We start from the raw sequence: 18751 nt of genomic DNA on the forward strand, positions 1-18751 counted from the left end.
CGGAATGCGTTCTTCCTGGCCCTTGCATGCCTGAATGGTTGGTTGGCCGCATTGATCCAAATCAGGACTCGTATCCCTTTCGGACAATCGGAAGGTCAGCTTGACCCGTTCGCGGATAAGGCGAACATGGAAGATACGGACATCATGTCCGGGCGAGGTGCCGGCCAATGCGCAATTTCATGGCTTCCATCTTCAAGGGCCTGTTCGGTGGCGGCGTGCGGGCGTCTGAAACCGTGGTGCAGCCACGCCCGCGATATCAACGCCCGCGCCCTTCGATGCCGCTGGTCCCGACCGAACCGGCGGCGACTGCCTTGCCCCCGCCGCCGCCCGACATGGCCGATGGTCATGATCCCGAACTGTCGGCCAAGCTGCGCCGTATCTTCGACCGCCGCGACCCCACACAGGCGGGCAGCATCCACCTTCTGGGCCTGGGTGGCCTGCATGAGGAGTTGGGTCCCCGCTGGCCCGCCGTGGCAGCGCGTGTGCATCAACTGACGGCTAAACTGCTGGACCAGCATCTGACGCCGCACGATGCTTGGTTCCGTCACGGGGAAGAGGCCTATGTCGTCGTCTTCGCACAGTTGGGTGCCGAACAGGCCCGCCTGATCTGTGCCAAGGTGATGGAGCAATTACAGCTCGTCCTTCTGGGCCATGCCGACACGGAAAACATCCGTGTCCATACCGCCATGCGGGAGATCGGGTCGGATGTGCTTCTGGTCCCGACCAGCCTGAAGGACATGTTGTCCGCCGTACGTAAAGAGGCGGTTGCCGATGCCGCCCTGGCGGGCCCGATTACGGTGCGGCCTGAAGGTTTCCGGGCGCCCATGATGGCACGGGCTGGTCCGCCGCAGGTGCGTTACCGCCCCGTCTGGGATGTGCAAAAACAGGTTCTGTCCCTTTACATGGCGCGTTGCTGCCGCGAACGGCCAGGCCGCACACCGCTCTGGGGCTATGATTGCCTGGATGATCCGGAGGATATGGCCGGCATCCTGGCGCTCGATCTGCATGTGGCGCGCGAAGCGATCGAGACGGCGCTGGAATTGTATGAGAACCGGTTCCGCTTCTTGCTGTCCTTGCCCCTGCATTTCGAAAGTCTGGCGGTCACCGCCCGCCGGCAGGAGGTGATGACGGTGCTGCGCAGCATTCCCCGCAACCTGTTGCCCTTCATCACCTTCCATTTGTGGGCGGTGCCGGATGGGGTGCCGACGGGGCGGCTGTCGGAACTGGTATCCGCGCTGAAGCCATTTGGCCGAACCGTGATGATGGAGGTGGCCGGCCCCACATCCGATGTGTCGGTGGCAGAGGCGGCGGGCATTCGCGTCGTCAACCTGACCCTGCCTCCCGGCTCATCGGTTGAACGCTGGGCACCCGAAGTCGTGCGCTTCGCCACGCAGGCCGTGCGCCACCGGCTGATGCCAGCGGTGGAGGGGGTGGACAGTCTCGCCATGGAGGACCAGTGCGAAGAAGCCGGGGTAAGGTTCCTGTCGGGTGACCTGATCGGCGGCTGGGTGGATGTGCCCGAACATGTCGTCCGCCGGTCCCGTACCGATTTCGTGCGTCAGGGCGTCAATCTGCGTGGTGGTTCGCCGAACTGAGAAGGTCGCTCAATCAGTCCGGCGATAGTGGGGTCAGGCGTCGGCCTGACCGGCTGCCAACTGTTCCACCACCCTCTTTCCCTGCACAAATACAGCTTCGCACAGGGCGGGCAGGGAGGCGGTCAGCCGCGTGACTTCGGCCCTGTCACCGGCATCAGCGGCGATCATCAGGGCCCGGCAATGCCGTGACAGCGGCATGAACCCCAGATTGCCTGCTGCCGAAACCAGGGAATGGGCTTCCCGTTCAATCCGGTGCAGGTCGTCACCTGCCACCATGATCGTGTCCACCCGCGCCCGGACGGATGTCAGCGCGTCGTTTAGCAGTTGCACCCCGATATCATCGCCCACGACCAGCAGCAGATTGTCCAGGATCGATCGATCCAGCGCCGGCTCGGTATCCTCCGGCGTGTCGGGGGTGGGAGTAACAGGTGCCGGCTCCATCTCCGTCAGGCGGAAGCCTGCAATATCGGCGATGGCCTGATTGAGGGCCTGCGGGGTGACGGGCTTGGCGATATGTCCGTTCATCCCGGCCTCCAGGCAGGCCTCCCGCTCTTCCCGCAGGACATTGGCGGTCAGAGCCAGGATGGGTAAGCTGTGGCCCGCATGCCGGATGCGCCGCGTGGCCTCCATCCCATCCATGATCGGCATCTGCACATCCATCAGGACCAGATCGTAGACGTTTCCTGTCTGCGCCACGCTTCGTACTGCCTCCGCCCCGTTCTCCACCACCGTGACCTTGTGTCCCGCCTTCTCCAGGATGGTGCGGACCAGCATCTGGTTGGCGAAGACATCTTCGACCAGCAGGATTGACAAGGGCCGGTAAGAGGGCAGGGCCGCCAGTGCGGCAGCCTGGCCCGGCTCCGGCGGTGGGGGCATGGCGATGGCCAGGGGCAGGGTGACCTCGAACCGGCTGCCGGCGCCGGGCTGGCTTTCCACGGTGATCTGGCCCTGCATCGCTTCCACCAGACGCCGGGTGATGGCAAGGCCGAGTCCGGTTCCGCCGAACCGGCGGGTAACCGATGCGTCCAGTTGTGTGAACGGCATAAACAGATGCTGCAGGCGGTCGGTTGGAATACCCATGCCGGTATCGGTCACCGTGAACCGCATTTGCACACCGGTCCGCGTCACCGACATGACGACCTGGCCGTTCGCGGTGAATTTCACGGCATTGGACAGAAGGTTCAACAGCACCTGCCGCAGCCGTGCCGCGTCACCCAGCACCCATTGCGGCAGATCGTCGGAAATCTCCGTCCGTATCATCAGACCCTTGTCGGCGGCGCGCGGGGTCAGCAGGGCGACACAGCTTTCGGCCAATGCCGCAGGGTCCAGCGCTCCCATCTCCAGCTCAAGCCGGCCCGCCTCGATCTTCGACAGGTCCAGGATATCGTCAACGATGGCGACCAGGGCGCGTGAGGCCTCCATCTGAAGCGAAAGCCATTTCTCACGCTCCGCCACTGGCGCCTCTTCATCATGCAGCAGATCGGCGAAACCGATGATGGCGTTCAGCGGCGTGCGGATCTCATGGCTCATATTGGCCAGGAAGGCACTTTTGGCGCGCTCTGCCGCTTCTGCCTGCACTTTGGCGACGGACAACGCCTCCACCTTGCCCGCAATATCAGCATAAAGGGTCTGAAGCTGTTCGGCCATGTGGTTGACGCCCGATGACAGCACCGCAAATTCGTCCTTGCCCGCCACATCCAGGCGGTGATCGAACCGGCCCTGGCCGATGGTGGCCATCCCGTCCGCGATGCGGTTCAGGCCCCGGATCACGCGCTGGCTGGCCGCCATCGCGGCGGCGACAGTCATGGCCAGCAGCAGCAGCGGCAGCACCTGCAACACCAGCAGCAGGCGACCGCGCACATAGACCCGTTCATTGGCCTGCGCTGCCAGACGGTCCGCGTCCGACGCCATTACATTATATCGCAGCTGGAGCGTATCCTGCGCGATGCGGGCCGCGTCAGGGTTGAGACGTGCCTGCGCCAGTCGGGTCATCCCGTCGGGCATGAGGGCATTGTCGGCGGAAAGGCGGCGCAGCAATGCCTGATCGGCCGGATCGGTCAGATCAACCAGCATGCGCGCCAGTTCATTGGTCAGTCGTTCATGCTGGCGCTGCCATTGGAACAGGGCGCGCTCGCTGCCCTTGTCCCCGAAATCATGGACCAGCAGGCTCAATTCGAACACGCTGCGCACCACGGTCTGGGCCTCGGTTACCCGTGCCGTATAGATGCCCATCCATTTCCAGGACCAGATGGCCGAGGCCGTGGAAACGCTGACGGCCAGCGCTGCGAAGACCAGGGTCGTGGTGATCCGCCGCCGGATGCTCATTCGGTTAGTCCAGAACCGTGACCCGCGTCGGATCTACAGCCCGCAGAATGTCGCTTTGCAGATATCCCAGCATTTCCGGTCCCGGATTGCCGCCAGCGCGGCGGACATGGCCTTCGATCGACAGCAGTAATGCCTGATCCAGCCTCAGGGTGAAACCATAGTTTTCCCAATGTCGCCGGACCAGGGCTTCGTCAATGCCGGTGGCGGCGGCGACCACGGGGATGGCCTTCTCCCGGTCGCGCAGGATCGACCACTCCGCCGCCAGCAAGGCGCGCACGAAACGCACCAGCGCATCATGTTTTGCATCGACCACATCGCGGCGTGCCGACAACACCCAGCTACCGGTGTAAAGGCCTGGTGCGGTCAGAACCTCAATGCCTTGTGGAAACAAGGGGGCGGCAGCGACGCGAACCGTGGTCCAGACGGACGCGGCATCGATCTCTCCACGCGCCATTGCCGCCATGATCTCTCCGCTTTCAAACGGCACCAGCGTGACCTGATCGCGTAACCCGGCCTGCAGCAGCAAGAGATCCAGAAAATATTGAGAGTTGGTGTCGGGCGAGTATCCGATGCGTTTACCCGTCAGTGCCTCTACCCGGTTCAGCCCGCTACCCGTGGGCGAGGCCACCACCACATCGCGGTCCGACGTCTGAACCGTTGAGATGATGCGGATGGGCCGCCCGGCAATCATGGCGTTGGAGGCCGGCACATCGGAAGACAAAGCTAGATCCGTCTTGCCGTCCAGCAGTGTTTCCATCGCCACCTTGCCATTGGCGGCGGGAACCATCTGCACCGTCAGCCCCTCATCGGCGAAATAGCCTTCGGCCTGGGCCACGAAGATCAGGGCCGACATCATCTGCCGGCTTTCCGCGATGCTCAGGTGCTGCTGCGGCACAGGGGTCCGGAATTGGAACCACAGGCCGGCGGTCAGCAGCACGGTGAGTGCCGCCAGAGCCCAACGTATCCACGTACGTTCCTTACCCATGCCGGACAGGTTCTCCTTCGTGCCCGGCGCCATCACGCCGGTCCTCGCCCCAGAACAACCTATCAGGCATGGGGCCAGGTCGCCGCCATCGCCAACCTATCCTTTTGGTCAGAATGGAAGTCCAGAATGAAAACCCGGTTTAACACAGGGCCGGTGGCAGGCCGGGATGTTCATCCGGGCCGGGGGGGGGGGCTTGCGGATCACCCAGCGGGCGCACCATCATCACCCAGTCCAGCCAGCGCCCATGTTTGACGCCCAGACCGGGAATGGTCCCGGCCAGTTCAAAGCCCAGTGCGCGATGCAGCCCGACGGAGCCTTCATTGCTGCCATCGCCGATCACGGCCACCATGCGGCGATATCCGGCGCGGGTGCATTGATCAATCAGGGCCTTGAGCAGGGCACGCCCGACACCGGCTCCCTGCGCTTCCGGCGCTACATAGATGGAATTCTCCACCGTGAAGCGATAGCCGGGGCGGGACCGGAACGGACTGCCATAGGCATAGCCCAGCACCTGCCCGAACCGTTCGGCCACTAGGTAGGGGAAACCCTGGGCCTGAATGGCGGCCATGCGCATGGCCATTTCGCCGGTGTCTGGTGGAACACTCTCATAGCTGGCCGTGCCCTCACTGACGTGCGGGGCATAGATGGCGGCGATGGCGGCGGCGTCGGCAGCTGTTGCTGTGCGGATGTGCATTTCTCTTTCGTCCCGTCCAGGCTAACGCGCCTTGGGCCGCAGCTTGTCGGCGGGGACCGCCGCGAGGCGGGTCACCAATTGGCACATATGGGTCGCCAGGGTGGGCAGGTAGGAACGGCGTGCCAAGGCGACCTCATCCATATAGAGGGAGCGGTTCAGTTCAATCTGCAGCGCATGCACGCCATCACCGGGCCGGCCATAATGGCGGGTAGTGTATCCACCGGCATAGGGTGCGTTCCGGCCCACGACATAACCCAGATCGGTCAGAACATCTTCGGCTGCACCCGTCACGGCGGCATGGCAGGCACTGCCGAAGCAATCGCCCAGTACCATGTCCAGCGACCCGCTGGCCGCTGCCTCCGGCGGCAGACCTATGGAGGGCATGGAATGGCAGTCCACCAGGATGCAATAGCCAAAGGCCGCGCGCGTCTGATCAATCAGGCCGCGCAGGGCGGCGTGATAAGGGTAATAGCAACGGTCGACCCTATCCACGGCCTCGGCGAATCGCAGGCGCCTGGCATAAATCTCCTCCCCGCTGGCCACCACGCGCGGGATGGTGCCCAGCCCCGCCGCCACACGCGGACTGCGGCTGTTGACATAGGAGGGCAGGGCGCCTTCGAACATGGTCGGGTCGAATTCGAACGGTTCCCGATTGGGGTCCAGATAGGCACGCGGGAACAAAGCCAGCAGCAGCGGCACGCCCAGATCGACGGCGGGGGCGAAAATCTCGTCGACGAAGCAATCCTCTGACCGGCGCAATGCCGTTCCGTCCAGCCGTGAATGCGCTACGAAGCTTTCCGGATAATCGCGCCCGCTATGGGGGGAGGCCAGGACGATGGGGTGCTGCACCTGCGCCGGACGCAACACGCGGAACACATTGCCCCCGTATCCCGCATCCGGGGGACGGCTGGCCGGCTTCATGCTGCCCAGGGATGTGTTGGTGCTGCTCATGGCTGAAAGATGTATCGAATTGTGAGATGCCCCGCCACCCGAACAGGCCGCCTTCGAAAAAAAACGACAATTTTCTGAAAAGAGGGTGTTGCAATGCCCGGATCAGGTGGTTATAAGCACGCCCACCCCGACGGCGCTGACGACGACGGCAACGGAAACGAAGCCAACGACGACACGGCATTGGGGCTAGGACGGATGGGCGCGTAGCTCAGCGGGAGAGCACTACCTTGACATGGTAGGGGTCACAGGTTCAATCCCTGTCGCGCCCACCATCCGTTCTAAACCAAAAGGGCCGGCACCCACCAGGGGCTGGCCCTTTGGCTTTTCGGGCCCACATCCACCTCATCGCGATGCCATCACATCCCGCACGTGTGCGGCCAGCCGCGCGGTATCGTCCAGCGGCTGATAGGTCCAGCTTTCCAGACGGCCCTGGAAAGGACGCGTGATTCCCTCCGCCCGTATCGCGTCATGGAATCGGGTGAATTTCGGTGCGTTGCCAGGCAGGTCGATGACATGCACGGGTTTGCCCGTGCTGGCTGCCTCCGACACCATCGCCACACTGTCGGAGGTGACGATCAACGCATCGGCCAGGGCCAGCATCCCGAAATAGGGGTTGGGGCCTGTTCCGTCCCACAGGTAAACCGGCAGGCCCGACAGTGCCTGCTTCAGAATCGCTTCATTGTCCGCGCCTGTGCGTCGCGACGTGGTGATCAGCATGCCTACGCCCTGGTCGCGGACCAGGGTGGCCAGTTGCTCTGCCACACCCGTCATCATCTGTGGCGTTAATTGGCAGAAGCGGTTGGAACCGCCGATCATCACGCTGACCAGGGGGCGACCTCGGCCTTCGGCCAGATGTCCCCATTCCGTGGCTGCCGCTGACAGCTTCTCCGGTGTCACGCGGTGGATGGCACCCACACTCTCCACGAGGTTCGCGCCGCTCTTGCCATCATGGCGGGGCAGGGACACAAGATCGAAGCGGTCTAGTGGCACCCCTGGATTCTGAATATGCACGCGCACTGTACGGGGTGAACGCCGTCCCACCGCCATGGACAGGGCCACCGCTTGCCGTCCCGAACTGATCAACAGATCGGGCCAAGGTGCGGCCAGACGATCCGATGATGGGCCCAGAGGCAGGTCCAGGCCCGGCAGGGGCAGGTAGGGCGTCATCTGTCGCCAGGGGCTGCGCAGCTTCACGCGTTTCACCATCGGGGACAGGCCCAGCGCCTCCGCCAGACCCAGGCAGGGGTTCTCGATTCCTGCCCGCCCATCAGACACGACCCAACAAGTAGGGATTTTGTTGTCCGCATACGTATGCGAAGACTTGTCCCCAGGAAATTTTGTGTCGCAAATCGGGTCGCCCTTGCAGGTTGGGCCGTCCCGTGTAATATCCTTGCTCAAATCAAGAACTCCTGGAGTTAAAAAATCACCATGCGGCGGGTCAAACTCGACCGAATTGATCGGCGCATCCTGCGCGACCTGCAGGCGGACGGCCGGATGACCAATGTGGAATTGGCCCGGCGTGCCGGTATTTCGGCTCCCCCCTGCCTGCGGCGCGTGCGCGCGCTGGAAGAGGCGGGCTATATCCGGGGCTACCATGCCGACATCAATCCGGAATCCATGGGCTTCCATGTCACGGTTTTCGCACAGGTCGGTCTGTCGTCCCAGGCGGAAAGCGATCTGAAGCGTTTCGAATCGTTGGTCAATTCCTGGCCTGAGGTTCGGGAATGCAACATGCTGGCTGGTGAGACGGACTTCCTGCTGAAGGTTGTCGCCGTCGACTGGGACAGCTATCAGCGCTTCCTGACCACCAAGCTGACCGCAGCACCCAATGTCAGCCACGTGAAATCGGCCCTGGCCATCCGCCAGTCCAAATACGCCCCCGGCGTGCCGATTGATGTGGATGTCGGTCCGGAGTCGAAGGACGAGGACGACGAGGATATTGAAGACTGACCGTCTTCACGGAAAAGGCGCCCCTCCGGGCGCCTTTTTTATGGCTTCTTAGCCCAGCGCCATCCGCAGCAGCCCGAACGCCGCCCCGGCCAGCACCAGCCAATGCACTGCCAGCTTGAAGCGCAGCATGGCGGCCAGGGCGACGGCAGCGACCGTCACGGCGATCCAATCGACAGACCCGCGGGGCAGCAGCACGGCCTCGCCCAGAACCACGCCCAGGTTCAAGATTACCCCAACCACTGCCGCCGTGATGGCGGCCAGGGCCCCTGCCGCCGCCCGGTTATGGATCAGCGCCTCCACATAGGGCGCGCCGGCGAAGATGAAGAAGAAGCAGGGCAGGAAGGTGACATAGGTGGTGAGTGCGGCCCCCGTGATCCCCGCCGCCAGCGGCGACAGGCTGCCCGGATGGTTCCAGCCTGCGAAGAATCCGACATATTGGGTGACCAGAATAAGCGGCCCCGGCGTGCTTTCGGCCAGTGCCAGCCCGTTCACCATGTCGGCGGGCGTCAGCCACTGGTAATTCTCCACCGCGCGCTCGGCGATGAAGGGCAGCACCGCATAGGCACCGCCAAAGGTGACAAAGGCCGCCGTCGTGAACAGGTCGGCGATGTCGGCCCAGGGGCTGCGCCCCAGCAGCAGTACCGTACCGACGACGGGCACCAGCAGCAACAGGGCGAAAAGGACAGCCAAACGTAGAAGACGCTTCGCACTCCGATCTACTGGCCGATCATCGGGGACGAAATCATCGCCCACGCCATGGCCCGCCGGTGCGAAAAGCGGTCGCCCGGACTTGGCCGCGACATAGCCGATAAATGCCGCCGCAGCGATCACCACCGGAAACGGCACATGGCCCAGATACAGGCCCAGAAAGGCCGCCAGAGCCAGCAACAGCGGTGCTGGCCCTTTCAGGGTCCGCCGGCCCAGGCGCCAGACAGATGCCGCGATGATGGCGATCACCACCGGCTTGACGCCGTCAAACAGGGCCGCCACCCAGGCCAGATCGCCATGTTCCGCCGCCAGCCAGGACAGGACCAGCAGCACCAGCGCGCCTGGCAGCACGAACAGGCCGCCAGCCACCAACCCGCCCCACACCCCATGCAGGCGCCAGCCGACATAGGTGGCCAACTGCTGCGCCTCGGGTCCGGGCAGCAACATGGCGAAGTTCAGCCCGTGCAAGAACCGCGTGCTGTCGATCCAGCGCCGTTTATCCACCAGTTCTTGCTGCATCAGGGCGATCTGCCCCGCCGGCCCACCGAAACTGACACAGCCCAGCCACAACCAGAACCGCAACGCCTCCCCGAAACCGGGCATCCTGTTCTCCCTTCATTCACACTGGCGAATGCTGCGGGTGCGACGGCGCAGATGCAACCTTGTCCTTATGACAAGACAATGAATGCGCCGACGCCGCACTTGCGTCAGGAAGAACGGGCAGAACCCTGGATATGCCCGATGTACACGCCCACGCATTTCAAGATGGAAGAGAGCGACGCCCTCGCCCTCATCGAAACTCTGTCTTTCGCCACGCTGGTCAGCCTGGGGGAGGGGGGATTGCTGTCCACACCACTGCCCCTGCTGCTGGACCGTTCCGGTGATGGCGTCCGCCTGATCGGCCATGTCGCCCGCGCCAACCCTCATTGGAAGCGGTTTGACCCCGCCGTCCCGTCATTGGCCATTTTCCAGGGCGGTGACGGCTATGTCACCCCCGCCTGGTATGCGGAAAAGCAAAAGACGGGCAAGGTCGTGCCGACCTGGAACTATGTTAGCGTCCATGCCCATGGGCGGCTGGAGGTGGTGGAGGATGCCGCCGGCCTGCTGGATATTGTCACCCGTCTGACCGACCGGCATGAGTCGGGGCGGGAACGTGCATGGCAGGTTGGTGACGCGCCCGAAGACTATATCGCCGCCATGCTGCGTGGCATCGTTGGCGTCGTGCTGCATGTGGACCGGCTGGAAGCCAAGGCCAAGTTGTCCCAGAACAAGGATGATCAGGACCGCGCCGCCATCCGGGCCGGAATGGCGGGCGTTCTGAGCATCCCGTGACTATACCCGGCTCATGAAACCCAGACGGACGGCCAGGCCCAGGAAGACGGTACCGGACAGATAGTTCAATACCTTCGCCGCCAACGGGTTACGGGCCAGATGCCGACCCAGGCCACCCGCACCGGCACCAACCGCGGCATTCACGATGGTGCCGGAGATGTTCATCATCGTACCCAGGATCAGGGCCTGCACGATGACGCTGCCGCGTGCGGGGTCGATGAATTGCGGCAGGAACGCCAGGAAGAAGATGGCGACCTTCGGGTTCAGGATGTTGGTGACGGCCCCGCGCAGGAAGATGCGGCTGATGTCCTTCTGCGTCACCTTCGTTCCGTCGGCCACCGGAGGCGCGGCCCGGAATGTGTTCCAGGCCAGCCAGACCAGATAGGCCGCCCCCGTCCAGCGCACGATCTCAAACAGCAGAGGGGAGGCCATCAGCAAGCCCGCAAGCCCAAACGCTGCCGCCGCCGTATGCACCATGGCCCCACAGGCCACGCCCAGCGAAGCCGCAACCCCTGCCTTCGGTCCCCGATGCGCCCCGCTGCCCAGGCAGAACAGCATGTCCGGCCCCGGCGTCAGGTTAAGCGCCAGGGCGGCGGCCATGAACAGCAGCAATGTTTCGATGGGGAAGGCGGGCATAGGCAGGGCACTCCATCACCGTGAATGGTGTCCATGCTGCCGGTGGTGGCGACCTTACGCCACCACGATTTCCTCAGCCCTGTATCCCTGAATATAGAGAAGGGCCGTCAGGTCGCCATGGTCGATGCGGGCACGGGCCTGGGCGGCCACACTGGGCTTGGCGTGATAGGCGACACCCATGCCGGCGGCCATCAGCATGGGCAAATCATTGGCCCCATCGCCCACCGTAATGCTGGCCGCCACGGGCACGCGCTTTGCGGCCGTGATACGGATCAGGGCCTGATGCTTGGCATCCTTGTCCAGGATCGGCTCGAACACTGTGCCTGCCAGCTTGCCACCCTCCACAATCAGGTCATTGGCCTGATCCTCGTCAAAGCCCAGTTGCTCGCGCACATGGGCCGTGAAGGTTTTGAACCCGCCCGATACCAGGGCGCAATAGACGCCATGCTTTTTCAAGGTGGCGATCAGGGTAGCGGCACCCGGCATATAGGTGATGCGCCCGATCATCTGGGTCAGCACGCCGGCATCCAGCCCCGCCAGCAGCGCCACGCGTTCGCGCAGGGCACCCTTGAAGTCGATCTCGCCATTCATGGCGCGGTGGGTGATGGCGGCGATACGGTCGCGGGCGCCAACCAGATCGCCCAGCTCATCCAGCATCTCCTGCTGGATGATGGTCGATTCCATATCGGCGACCAGAACTGACTTGCGACGGCCTTCCACCGGCTGGGCGACGATATCGACCGGCATGCCCGCCAGCGCTTTGGCCACGGCGGCCTGCGCCTGGTCGTCATTCAGCCCGTCAAAGCCGATATCACAGGCAATACTCGGTACCAGCCAGTCCGCCGGCGCTGTCTGCGCCCCCAGATCGGCCAGAGCGGCGCGGGCCTGCTTGGCGACGGCATCGTCCAGCGTGAAGACGGCCGGATCGGCGATCAGGGTCAAGACTTGTCGCAGCATCGGAGGTCCCGTCCAATTGGGGTGGTCGATTGCCGCCCTTATCGCCCCCAATTGAACCGCTGGCAATCAATCGTCTGTGGGGGGAAGCCATCTAGAAATATCAAGTCGCCATGGGGGGAAGGAAACTGAACGCATCAACGGGCTGGATCACGCGCCGGTTTGGCTATGATACGTGCACATCATCCGGCCAGCACCATATTGAATATACGCCTGAGAACGAAATAGAGAGTTCGAATACCCTGTTAAAAGTCCAGCCCTCCGAAGCTTGACTGCGTCTGGACAATCTTGCGCTTACCATGGTACCGCTTCGAACTCATAATTTGGGTGATGCGTGATGCTGGAGAATTGGGCTGACGGCTATATTGCCGACATTAACTACACGAATAATTTCTATGGGGAGCTTTTGCCCCATTCATTGCAATTCTGCATGACCCTCAAAGGCTTCGAAGCACCCGATGCCAACCAGCCACTGCGCTACTGCGAACTTGGGTGCGGGTATGGTGTGACGGCCAACATGATGGCTATGGCCTATCCGCACATTACTTTTGATGCTGTTGATTTCAATCCTAGCCAGATCGTGGCGGCGAGAGCAGCAGCTGAATCTGCCGGATTGCAAAATATTCGTTTTCATGAGCGGAGTTTTCAGGAGTTTCTGGACGAATCGGATTTGCCTGAATATGATATTATAAGTCTCCATGGAATTCATAGTTGGGTGTCGCTTGAGAATAGAAAACATATATTAAGCTTTATTAAGAAAAAATTACGTTCGGGTGGAGTTGTTTATATTTCATACAACTGTTCTGTTGGCTGGCTGCCTTTGGCGCCGTTGCGAAAACTTATTCAAGAGCATGCAGAGGCCTCAGCGGGAGGGCGGCAGGAGCAGATCAGCCAGGCGCTGGCGCTTACAAGGGAATTGATTGAAACTAATGCGCATTATTTTAAGCATGTGCCCGGGGCGGTAGCGCAGATCAAAGCCATGGACCAGAAGGCACTTGGCTATATCGTCCATGAATTTCTTGGACAGGAATGGCACCCGTCCTACTTCGCCGACATGGCCGAGGAACTCTGGAGCGTCAAGCTCAGCTTTGCGGCATCGGCATATCTTAAGGACCATGTTGATCAGGTTAATCTATCCAATGAGCAGCTATCCTTGTTGAACAAGATCAAGGACCCAAATCGTAAAGAAAGCCTGCGCGACATTATGGTGAGCCAGGGATTTCGGCGTGACATTTTTGTGCGTGGTCCTCGAAAACTCAGCGTCGCGCGCCGGGCGCAGATTTTGTCCAACTATCGCTTTGCGCTTACAATCACTCCCGACTCTTTCGTCTCCAACCTGGATACATTGAACGGGAAGGCGCAGCTGTCCTTGGAGCTTTATGGACCTGTACTACAGCGCATGGCCAAGGGTCCGGTTAGGCTGATGGACCTGATTGAGGATAAAAGTTGTAGCAAGTTCAGTGCGACCAGCCTGATGCAGATGCTTGTTGTCCTGGTTGCCACTGAACAGGCTTCACTTTGCTTGCCGGATGAGGGTTACGATGTTCGCCGGGTTCGGGCTTCGGCCATTAACGAGGCGCTGTTTCAAGAGCCGGGTATGGGATGTAATCTCTATTGGGCCTCGCCGTTGCTCGGCAGCGGCATTCTCACTGATTGGCTGAATGTCACTATCCTCGGCGCCCTAGAACGCGGAATCGATCCCGTTGATTTGGCGTGGACCCGGCTGCGGGACAATGGGCAGCGTCTGGTGCATGAGAGCCGGTCTTTGCGTACGGAAGCGGAAAACCGCGATGAATTGGCCCGGCGTGTGGAGCAGTTCCGAGCTGGTGAGTTTCAGCGGCTTACAGGGTTAGGCGTCAGCACGATGCCACGCTGAAGGCCTGCTTGCGAAATGCCGGGGCGGGGGTTAACACCAATCAATGAATCCAACTTCTGTCCTCATTGCTAAACCGCGCCCAGTCCTCATCATTGGCGGCCCCACTGCTTCGGGAAAGTCCGGGCTCGCTCTGGCCTGGGCAAAGCGGGTCGGCGGGGTTGTCATCAATGCCGATAGCATGCAGGTCTATGCCGACCTGCGTGTGGTCACCGCCCGTCCCTCAGAGACGGACGAGGCGGAGGCCTCACATATATTATATGGTATCGTGCCCGCCTCGGTGCGGATGAGTGCCGCGCGTTGGCGGGAACTGGCGCTGGCGGAGATTGACCGAGCGCACGGGCAGGGGCGCCTGCCCATCGTGGTGGGCGGTACCGGGCTCTACCTGCGCTCCCTGATGCAGGGCCTCTCCGATATTCCCGACATCCCGGCGGACATCCGTCATGCCGCGATGGACTTGCAGGCGGAGATCGGCAGCCCCGCCCTGCATGCCCGTCTGGCAGCGGTGGATCCGGTAACAGCATCCCGCCTGCACCCAACCGACAGCCAACGCTTGATCCGTGCCTGGGAGGTGATGCAGGCCACGGGCCGTTCGATCAGCGACTGGCAGGCGGCCCCGCCGACCGATGTGCCCACACACCTGTCCTTCACGACCCTGGTGGTTGAACCACCCCGCCCGCGCCTTTACGCGCAATGTGACCAGCGGTTCCGGATCATGCTGGAGCAGGGGGCGGAGGCGGAGGTGGCGGCCTTGATGGCCCAGGGCCTCGATCCCGCCCTGCCGGCCATGAAGGCGCTGGGCGTGCCGGAGATTGCGGCCATCCTGTCCGGCACGCTGGACCGCGAAACAGCCATCGCCAGGGCGCAGCAGTTGACCCGCAATTATGCCAAGCGGCAATTGACATGGTTTCGTAACCAGATGCCTTCCGCAGTGCGGTTGGATTCGACGGAACTTGCATCTGAAGGGGCGTTCGCGAAATTTTATGACCGTATCATGACAGGCATGACTAAGATCATTGCCAAAACCGGTTGACCATCTTTCCGGTTCCGTCTAGGGTGCCGCCACGTCGCCTTTCGCCCCTGCGAGATGCGGCGTTTTTCAACCCTGTTGGAACTGTTTGAAAGCGTCTGCCATGTCTTCGGGAACCATCCTCTCCGGTGCGGAAATCGTCATCAAGGCCCTGCGGGACCAAGGTGTAGATACGATCTTCGGCTATCCGGGCGGGGCGGTACTACCCATCTATGATGCGCTGTTCAAGCAGAACCAGATCAAGCACATCCTGGTCCGCCACGAACAGGCTGCCGTCCATGCCGCAGAGGGCTATGCCCGTTCGTCCGGCAAGGTCGGTGTCGTTCTGGTCACGTCGGGCCCCGGTGCCACCAATGCCGTTACCGGTCTGGTTGATGCGCTGATGGACAGCATTCCCATCGTCTGCCTGACGGGACAGGTGCCGACGCACCTGATCGGCAATGACGCGTTCCAGGAATGCGACACGACCGGCATTACCCGGCCCGCGACCAAGCACAATTACCTGGTCAAGGACGTCAACAATCTGGCCCGTACGCTGCACGAGGCGTTCTATGTGGCTAAGAATGGCCGTCCCGGCCCCGTCGTCATCGACATCCCCAAGGATGTGCAGTTTGCCGACGGCGTCTATCGCACGCCGGGCGAAAGCCAGCCTAAGTCATACCGTCCGCAGGTGAAACCCGACCTCAACAAGGTTGAGGAAGCGGTGGAGATGCTGGCCAATGCCAAGCGTCCCATCTTCTATGTCGGCGGCGGTGTCATCAATGCCGGCCCGGTCGCCAGCCAACTGCTGACGCAGCTGGTCCGCATGACCGGCTATCCCTGCACCACCACGCTGATGGGTTTGGGTGCCTATCCGGCCCATGATCAGCAGTGGCTGGGCATGCTGGGCATGCACGGCACCTACGAGGCCAATCTGGCCATGCATGGCTGCGACCTGATGGTCTGCGTCGGCGCCCGCTTTGACGACCGCGTCACCGGCAAGGTCAGCGAATTCAGCCCGAATTCGAAAAAAATCCATATCGATATCGACCCGTCGAACATCAACAAGAATGTTCGCGTCGATCTGCCCATCGTCGGCGACGCGGCCTATGTCCTGGAAGACATGATCCGCATCTGGAAGGCCCGCAACAAGCGTGCCGATCAGGCTGCGTTGAAGTCCTGGTGGGACCAGATTGCCGTCTGGCGGTCCAAGGACTGCCTGAAGTACGAGAAGACCGACAAGGTCATCAAGCCGCAATACGCGCTGGAGCGTCTGCGCGCCGCCGTGGCCGGTCGCGACGATGTGTTCATCTCCACCGAGGTGGGCCAGCATCAGATGTGGGCGGCCCAGTTCCTGCCCTTCAACAAGCCCAACCGCTGGCTGACCTCGGGCGGCCTGGGCACCATGGGCTACGGCCTTCCCGCCGCCATCGGTGCACAGATCGCCAATCCCGGCGCGCTCTGCATTGACGTCGCCGGCGAAGCGTCGATCCAGATGAATATCCAGGAAATGTCGACGGCCCTGCAATATCGCCTGCCGGTCAAGGTCTTCATCCTGAACAATCAATGGATGGGCATGGTCCGGCAGTGGCAGGAACTGCTGCACGGCTCACGTTATTCCGAAAGCTATTCGGAGGCTTTGCCAGACTTCGTGAAGCTGGCCGATGCGTTCGGCGGTGTTGGTCTGCGCGCCACCAAAGTGTCGGAAGTGGACGATGTCATTGCCGAGATGATCGCCATTCCGCGCCCGGTCATCGTCGATATGTGCGTGGACCAGAAGGAAAACTGTTTCCCCATGATCCCCGGTGGCAAGGCGCATAATGAAATGCTGCTGGGTCCGGCGGACAAGGTTTCTGAAGCCACGCCGGAGGAGGGGATGGTGCTGGTGTAAGCCAGCCATCCCAGCCCCTTCGCCCGATAAAGACCAGAATTCCCGGAGCCTCGCCCCGTGACCCAAGATACCAGCATCCGTCGCCACACCATCTCCGTGCTCGTCGATAACGAGCCGGGCGTGCTGGCGCGCGTCATCGGCCTGTTCTCTGGCCGTGGCTACAATATCGAAAGCCTGACCGTGGCGGAGATTGATGCGAGCGACAGCCTGTCGCGCATCACCATCGTCACATCGGGCACGCCCATGATCATCGAACAGATCAAAGTGCAGCTGGACCGTCTGGTCCCCGTCCACAAGGTCAAGGATTTGACCCTGGAAGGCCCGTTCATCGAGCGGGAGATGGCCCTGGTCAAGGTTGTGGCCAATGGCGAGAAGCGGGTGGAGTCCTTGCGCATCGGTGATGTCTTCAAGGCCCGCGTCGTGGATGCCACCATCAACAGCTTTGTGTTTGAGATCACCGGCACTGCCGATGACCTGAACCGCTTCATCGACCTGATGCAGCAGTTGGGTGAGGTTGATATCAGCCGGACGGGCGCTGCCGCCCTGTCGCGCGGCACGTCGACCCTCTAAGATCAGTTCAAGTTTACCCCAATGCCGGCACCCCGCACCGGGGGCCGGACCTGACCACAGCAGAGCAGAACGAAGGAACATTCCCATGCGCGTCTATTACGATCGCGACGCCGACGTCAACCTGATCAAGGGCAAGAAGGTGGCCATCGTCGGCTATGGCAGCCAGGGCCATGCCCACGCCCAGAATCTGCGCGACAGCGGCGTAACCGACGTGATCATCGCGCTGAAGGCCAATTCGCCGACCCGCGCCAAGGCCGAAGCCGCCGGCTTCAAGTGCGTCACCCCGGCGGAGGCGGCGGCCACCGCTGACGTGATCATGATCCTGACGCCGGACGAGCATCAGGCCGAGCTTTACAATAACGAGATCGGCCCGAACCTGAAGCAGGGTTCCGCCATTGCGTTCGCCCACGGCCTGAACGTGCATTTCCGCCTGATCGAGCCGCGCCCGGACACGGACGTGTTCATGATCGCCCCGAAGGGCCCCGGCCACACGGTGCGCGGTGAATACAAGAAGGGCGGCGGCGTTCCCTGCCTGGTCGCCGTTCACCAGAACGCGTCGGGCAATGCCTTCGACGTCGCCCTGTCCTACGCTTCCGCCGTTGGTGGTGGCCGTTCGGGCATCATCGAGACCACCTTCAAGGAAGAGTGCGAAACCGACCTGTTCGGCGAGCAGGCTGTCCTGTGCGGTGGCCTGACCAAGCTGATCCAGGCGGGTTTCGAAACCCTGGTCGAAGCCGGCTATGCCCCGGAAATGGCCTATTTCGAGTGCCTGCACGAGGTGAAGCTGATCGTGGACCTGATCTACGAAGGCGGCATCGCCAACATGCGCTACTCAATCTCCAACACGGCCGAATATGGTGACTATGTCACCGGTCCGCGCATCGTGACGGACGAGACCAAGGCCGAGATGAAGCGCGTTCTGACCGACATTCAGTCGGGCCGCTTCGTGCGCGACTGGATGCTGGAAAACAAGGCCGGCACCCCGTCCTTCAAGGCCACCCGCCGCATTGAGGCCGAGCACCCGATCGAGGAAGTGGGCGCCAAGCTGCGCGCCATGATGCCCTGGATCTCCGCCAACAAGCTGGTGGACAAGTCCAAGAACTAAGCCAGTTACCGAAGGGAAGCCAAGCCGCTGGATGGCGGCGCCCGGCGCCTGAGGGAACAGTAAGAAACCGCCCGGCAGGGAGACCTGCCGGGCGGCTTCTGTTTTGGCGACTATCACTAAAGATACAATTTTATCGACTTGCCCGTATCACGCGAGTGTCTTACCCTTTGGGT

General features: G+C 62.1%; 16 protein-coding genes and 1 tRNA gene. 9 read left to right on the top strand and 8 right to left on the bottom strand.

From position 1 onward, the window contains the following. Positions 1-167 precede the first annotated feature (167 nt). The gene (locus C0V82_RS02715) at positions 168-1595 is read left to right on the top strand and encodes a hypothetical protein (protein ID WP_102111018.1); all 1428 of its coding nucleotides are present in this window, start codon (positions 168-170) and stop codon (positions 1593-1595) included. 33 nt (positions 1596-1628) lie between these two features. Here the strand turns inward: C0V82_RS02715 and C0V82_RS02720 are convergent, their stop codons facing one another. The 4 genes from C0V82_RS02720 to C0V82_RS02735 all read right to left on the bottom strand — a co-directional run bounded on the left by C0V82_RS02720 (position 1629) and on the right by C0V82_RS02735 (position 6550). Next, positions 1629-3920 carry an ATP-binding protein gene (locus C0V82_RS02720; RefSeq protein WP_102111019.1) on the bottom strand — a complete coding sequence of 764 codons (2292 nt, stop codon included), beginning with the start codon at positions 3918-3920 and terminating at the stop codon, positions 1629-1631. 4 nt (positions 3921-3924) lie between these two features. Beyond that, on the bottom strand, positions 3925-4938 hold the full coding sequence (locus tag C0V82_RS02725) for an ABC transporter substrate-binding protein (RefSeq protein WP_102111020.1): 1014 nt from the start codon (positions 4936-4938) through the stop codon (positions 3925-3927). A 106-nt stretch (positions 4939-5044) separates the two neighbouring features. Continuing rightward, positions 5045-5599: a GNAT family N-acetyltransferase gene (locus tag C0V82_RS02730; protein WP_102111021.1), complete on the bottom strand. Its 555-nt coding sequence runs from the start codon at positions 5597-5599 to the stop codon at positions 5045-5047. 21 nt (positions 5600-5620) lie between these two features. Further along, a complete protein-coding gene (locus tag C0V82_RS02735; RefSeq protein ID WP_245924130.1) occupies positions 5621-6550 on the bottom strand; it encodes an N-formylglutamate amidohydrolase in 930 nt (309 codons plus the stop codon). Positions 6551-6747: 197 nt separating this feature from the next. Between C0V82_RS02735 and C0V82_RS02740 the strand changes: the two genes are divergently transcribed. Then, positions 6748-6822, top strand: a tRNA-Val gene (locus C0V82_RS02740). A gap of 70 nt (positions 6823-6892) precedes the next feature. Here the strand turns inward: C0V82_RS02740 and C0V82_RS02745 are convergent. Beyond that, a complete protein-coding gene (locus C0V82_RS02745; protein WP_245924131.1) occupies positions 6893-7825 on the bottom strand; it encodes a mitochondrial fission ELM1 family protein in 933 nt (310 codons plus the stop codon). A 153-nt stretch (positions 7826-7978) separates the two neighbouring features. Between C0V82_RS02745 and C0V82_RS02750 the strand changes: the two genes are divergently transcribed. Then, entirely contained in the window at positions 7979-8500 is a 522-nt protein-coding gene (locus C0V82_RS02750) for an Lrp/AsnC family transcriptional regulator (protein ID WP_165772248.1), read from the top strand. A 48-nt stretch (positions 8501-8548) separates the two neighbouring features. Here C0V82_RS02750 and chrA read toward each other — a convergent pair whose 3' ends face one another. Then, positions 8549-9811 (bottom strand): chromate efflux transporter, encoded by a 1263-nt coding sequence (chrA, locus tag C0V82_RS02755; RefSeq protein WP_102111022.1) that lies wholly within the window; start codon positions 9809-9811, stop codon positions 8549-8551. Positions 9812-9949: 138 nt separating this feature from the next. Here chrA and C0V82_RS02760 point away from each other — a divergent pair, with 138 nt between their 5' ends. After that, positions 9950-10540, top strand: a complete 591-nt coding sequence (locus tag C0V82_RS02760) for an FMN-binding negative transcriptional regulator (protein ID WP_102111023.1) — start codon at positions 9950-9952, stop codon at positions 10538-10540. On the opposite strand, the gene C0V82_RS02765 is transcribed toward C0V82_RS02760, so the two are convergent. Continuing rightward, on the bottom strand, positions 10541-11176 hold the full coding sequence (locus C0V82_RS02765) for a LysE family translocator (RefSeq protein WP_102111024.1): 636 nt from the start codon (positions 11174-11176) through the stop codon (positions 10541-10543). Between the two features lie 54 nt (positions 11177-11230). Beyond that, positions 11231-12130, bottom strand: coding sequence for a phosphoserine phosphatase SerB (serB, locus tag C0V82_RS02770; protein WP_102113189.1), 900 nt, complete (start codon positions 12128-12130; stop codon positions 11231-11233). Between the two features lie 337 nt (positions 12131-12467). Between serB and C0V82_RS02775 the strand changes: the two genes are divergently transcribed. The 5 genes from C0V82_RS02775 (at position 12468) to ilvC (ending at position 18578) form a co-directional block, all read left to right on the top strand. Further along, positions 12468-14006, top strand: coding sequence for a class I SAM-dependent methyltransferase (locus tag C0V82_RS02775; protein ID WP_102111025.1), 1539 nt, complete (start codon positions 12468-12470; stop codon positions 14004-14006). A 43-nt stretch (positions 14007-14049) separates the two neighbouring features. Beyond that, positions 14050-15036 (top strand): tRNA (adenosine(37)-N6)-dimethylallyltransferase MiaA, encoded by a 987-nt coding sequence (miaA, locus tag C0V82_RS02780; RefSeq protein ID WP_245924132.1) that lies wholly within the window; start codon positions 14050-14052, stop codon positions 15034-15036. Between the two features lie 100 nt (positions 15037-15136). After that, a complete protein-coding gene (locus C0V82_RS02785; RefSeq protein WP_102111026.1) occupies positions 15137-16903 on the top strand; it encodes an acetolactate synthase 3 large subunit in 1767 nt (588 codons plus the stop codon). A gap of 57 nt (positions 16904-16960) precedes the next feature. Then, on the top strand, positions 16961-17473 hold the full coding sequence (gene ilvN / locus C0V82_RS02790; protein WP_102111027.1) for an acetolactate synthase small subunit: 513 nt from the start codon (positions 16961-16963) through the stop codon (positions 17471-17473). 85 nt (positions 17474-17558) lie between these two features. After that, positions 17559-18578, top strand: a complete 1020-nt coding sequence (ilvC, locus tag C0V82_RS02795; RefSeq protein WP_102111028.1) for a ketol-acid reductoisomerase — start codon at positions 17559-17561, stop codon at positions 18576-18578. Positions 18579-18751 lie beyond the last annotated feature (173 nt).

Origin of the sequence: Niveispirillum cyanobacteriorum (assembly GCF_002868735.1) — a bacterium.
GTDB classification, from domain to species: domain Bacteria; phylum Pseudomonadota; class Alphaproteobacteria; order Azospirillales; family Azospirillaceae; genus Niveispirillum; species Niveispirillum cyanobacteriorum.

Bases quoted from the DNA above. Each gene is read 5' to 3' on its own strand.
- C0V82_RS02715 (WP_102111018.1), top strand. From the start codon at position 168: ATGCGCAATTTCATGGCTTCCATCTTCAAGGGCCTGTTCGGTGGCGGC.
- C0V82_RS02720 (WP_102111019.1), bottom strand. From the start codon at position 3,920: ATGAGCATCCGGCGGCGGATCACCACGACCCTGGTCTTCGCAGCGCTG.
- C0V82_RS02725 (WP_102111020.1), bottom strand. From the start codon at position 4,938: ATGGCGCCGGGCACGAAGGAGAACCTGTCCGGCATGGGTAAGGAACGT.
- C0V82_RS02730 (WP_102111021.1), bottom strand. From the start codon at position 5,599: ATGCACATCCGCACAGCAACAGCTGCCGACGCCGCCGCCATCGCCGCC.
- C0V82_RS02735 (WP_245924130.1), bottom strand. From the start codon at position 6,550: ATGAGCAGCACCAACACATCCCTGGGCAGCATGAAGCCGGCCAGCCGT.
- C0V82_RS02750 (WP_165772248.1), top strand. From the start codon at position 7,979: ATGCGGCGGGTCAAACTCGACCGAATTGATCGGCGCATCCTGCGCGAC.
- chrA (WP_102111022.1), bottom strand. From the start codon at position 9,811: ATGCCCGGTTTCGGGGAGGCGTTGCGGTTCTGGTTGTGGCTGGGCTGT.
- C0V82_RS02760 (WP_102111023.1), top strand. From the start codon at position 9,950: ATGTACACGCCCACGCATTTCAAGATGGAAGAGAGCGACGCCCTCGCC.
- C0V82_RS02765 (WP_102111024.1), bottom strand. From the start codon at position 11,176: ATGCCCGCCTTCCCCATCGAAACATTGCTGCTGTTCATGGCCGCCGCC.
- C0V82_RS02775 (WP_102111025.1), top strand. From the start codon at position 12,468: ATGCTGGAGAATTGGGCTGACGGCTATATTGCCGACATTAACTACACG.
- miaA (WP_245924132.1), top strand. From the start codon at position 14,050: ATGAATCCAACTTCTGTCCTCATTGCTAAACCGCGCCCAGTCCTCATC.
- C0V82_RS02785 (WP_102111026.1), top strand. From the start codon at position 15,137: ATGTCTTCGGGAACCATCCTCTCCGGTGCGGAAATCGTCATCAAGGCC.
- ilvC (WP_102111028.1), top strand. From the start codon at position 17,559: ATGCGCGTCTATTACGATCGCGACGCCGACGTCAACCTGATCAAGGGC.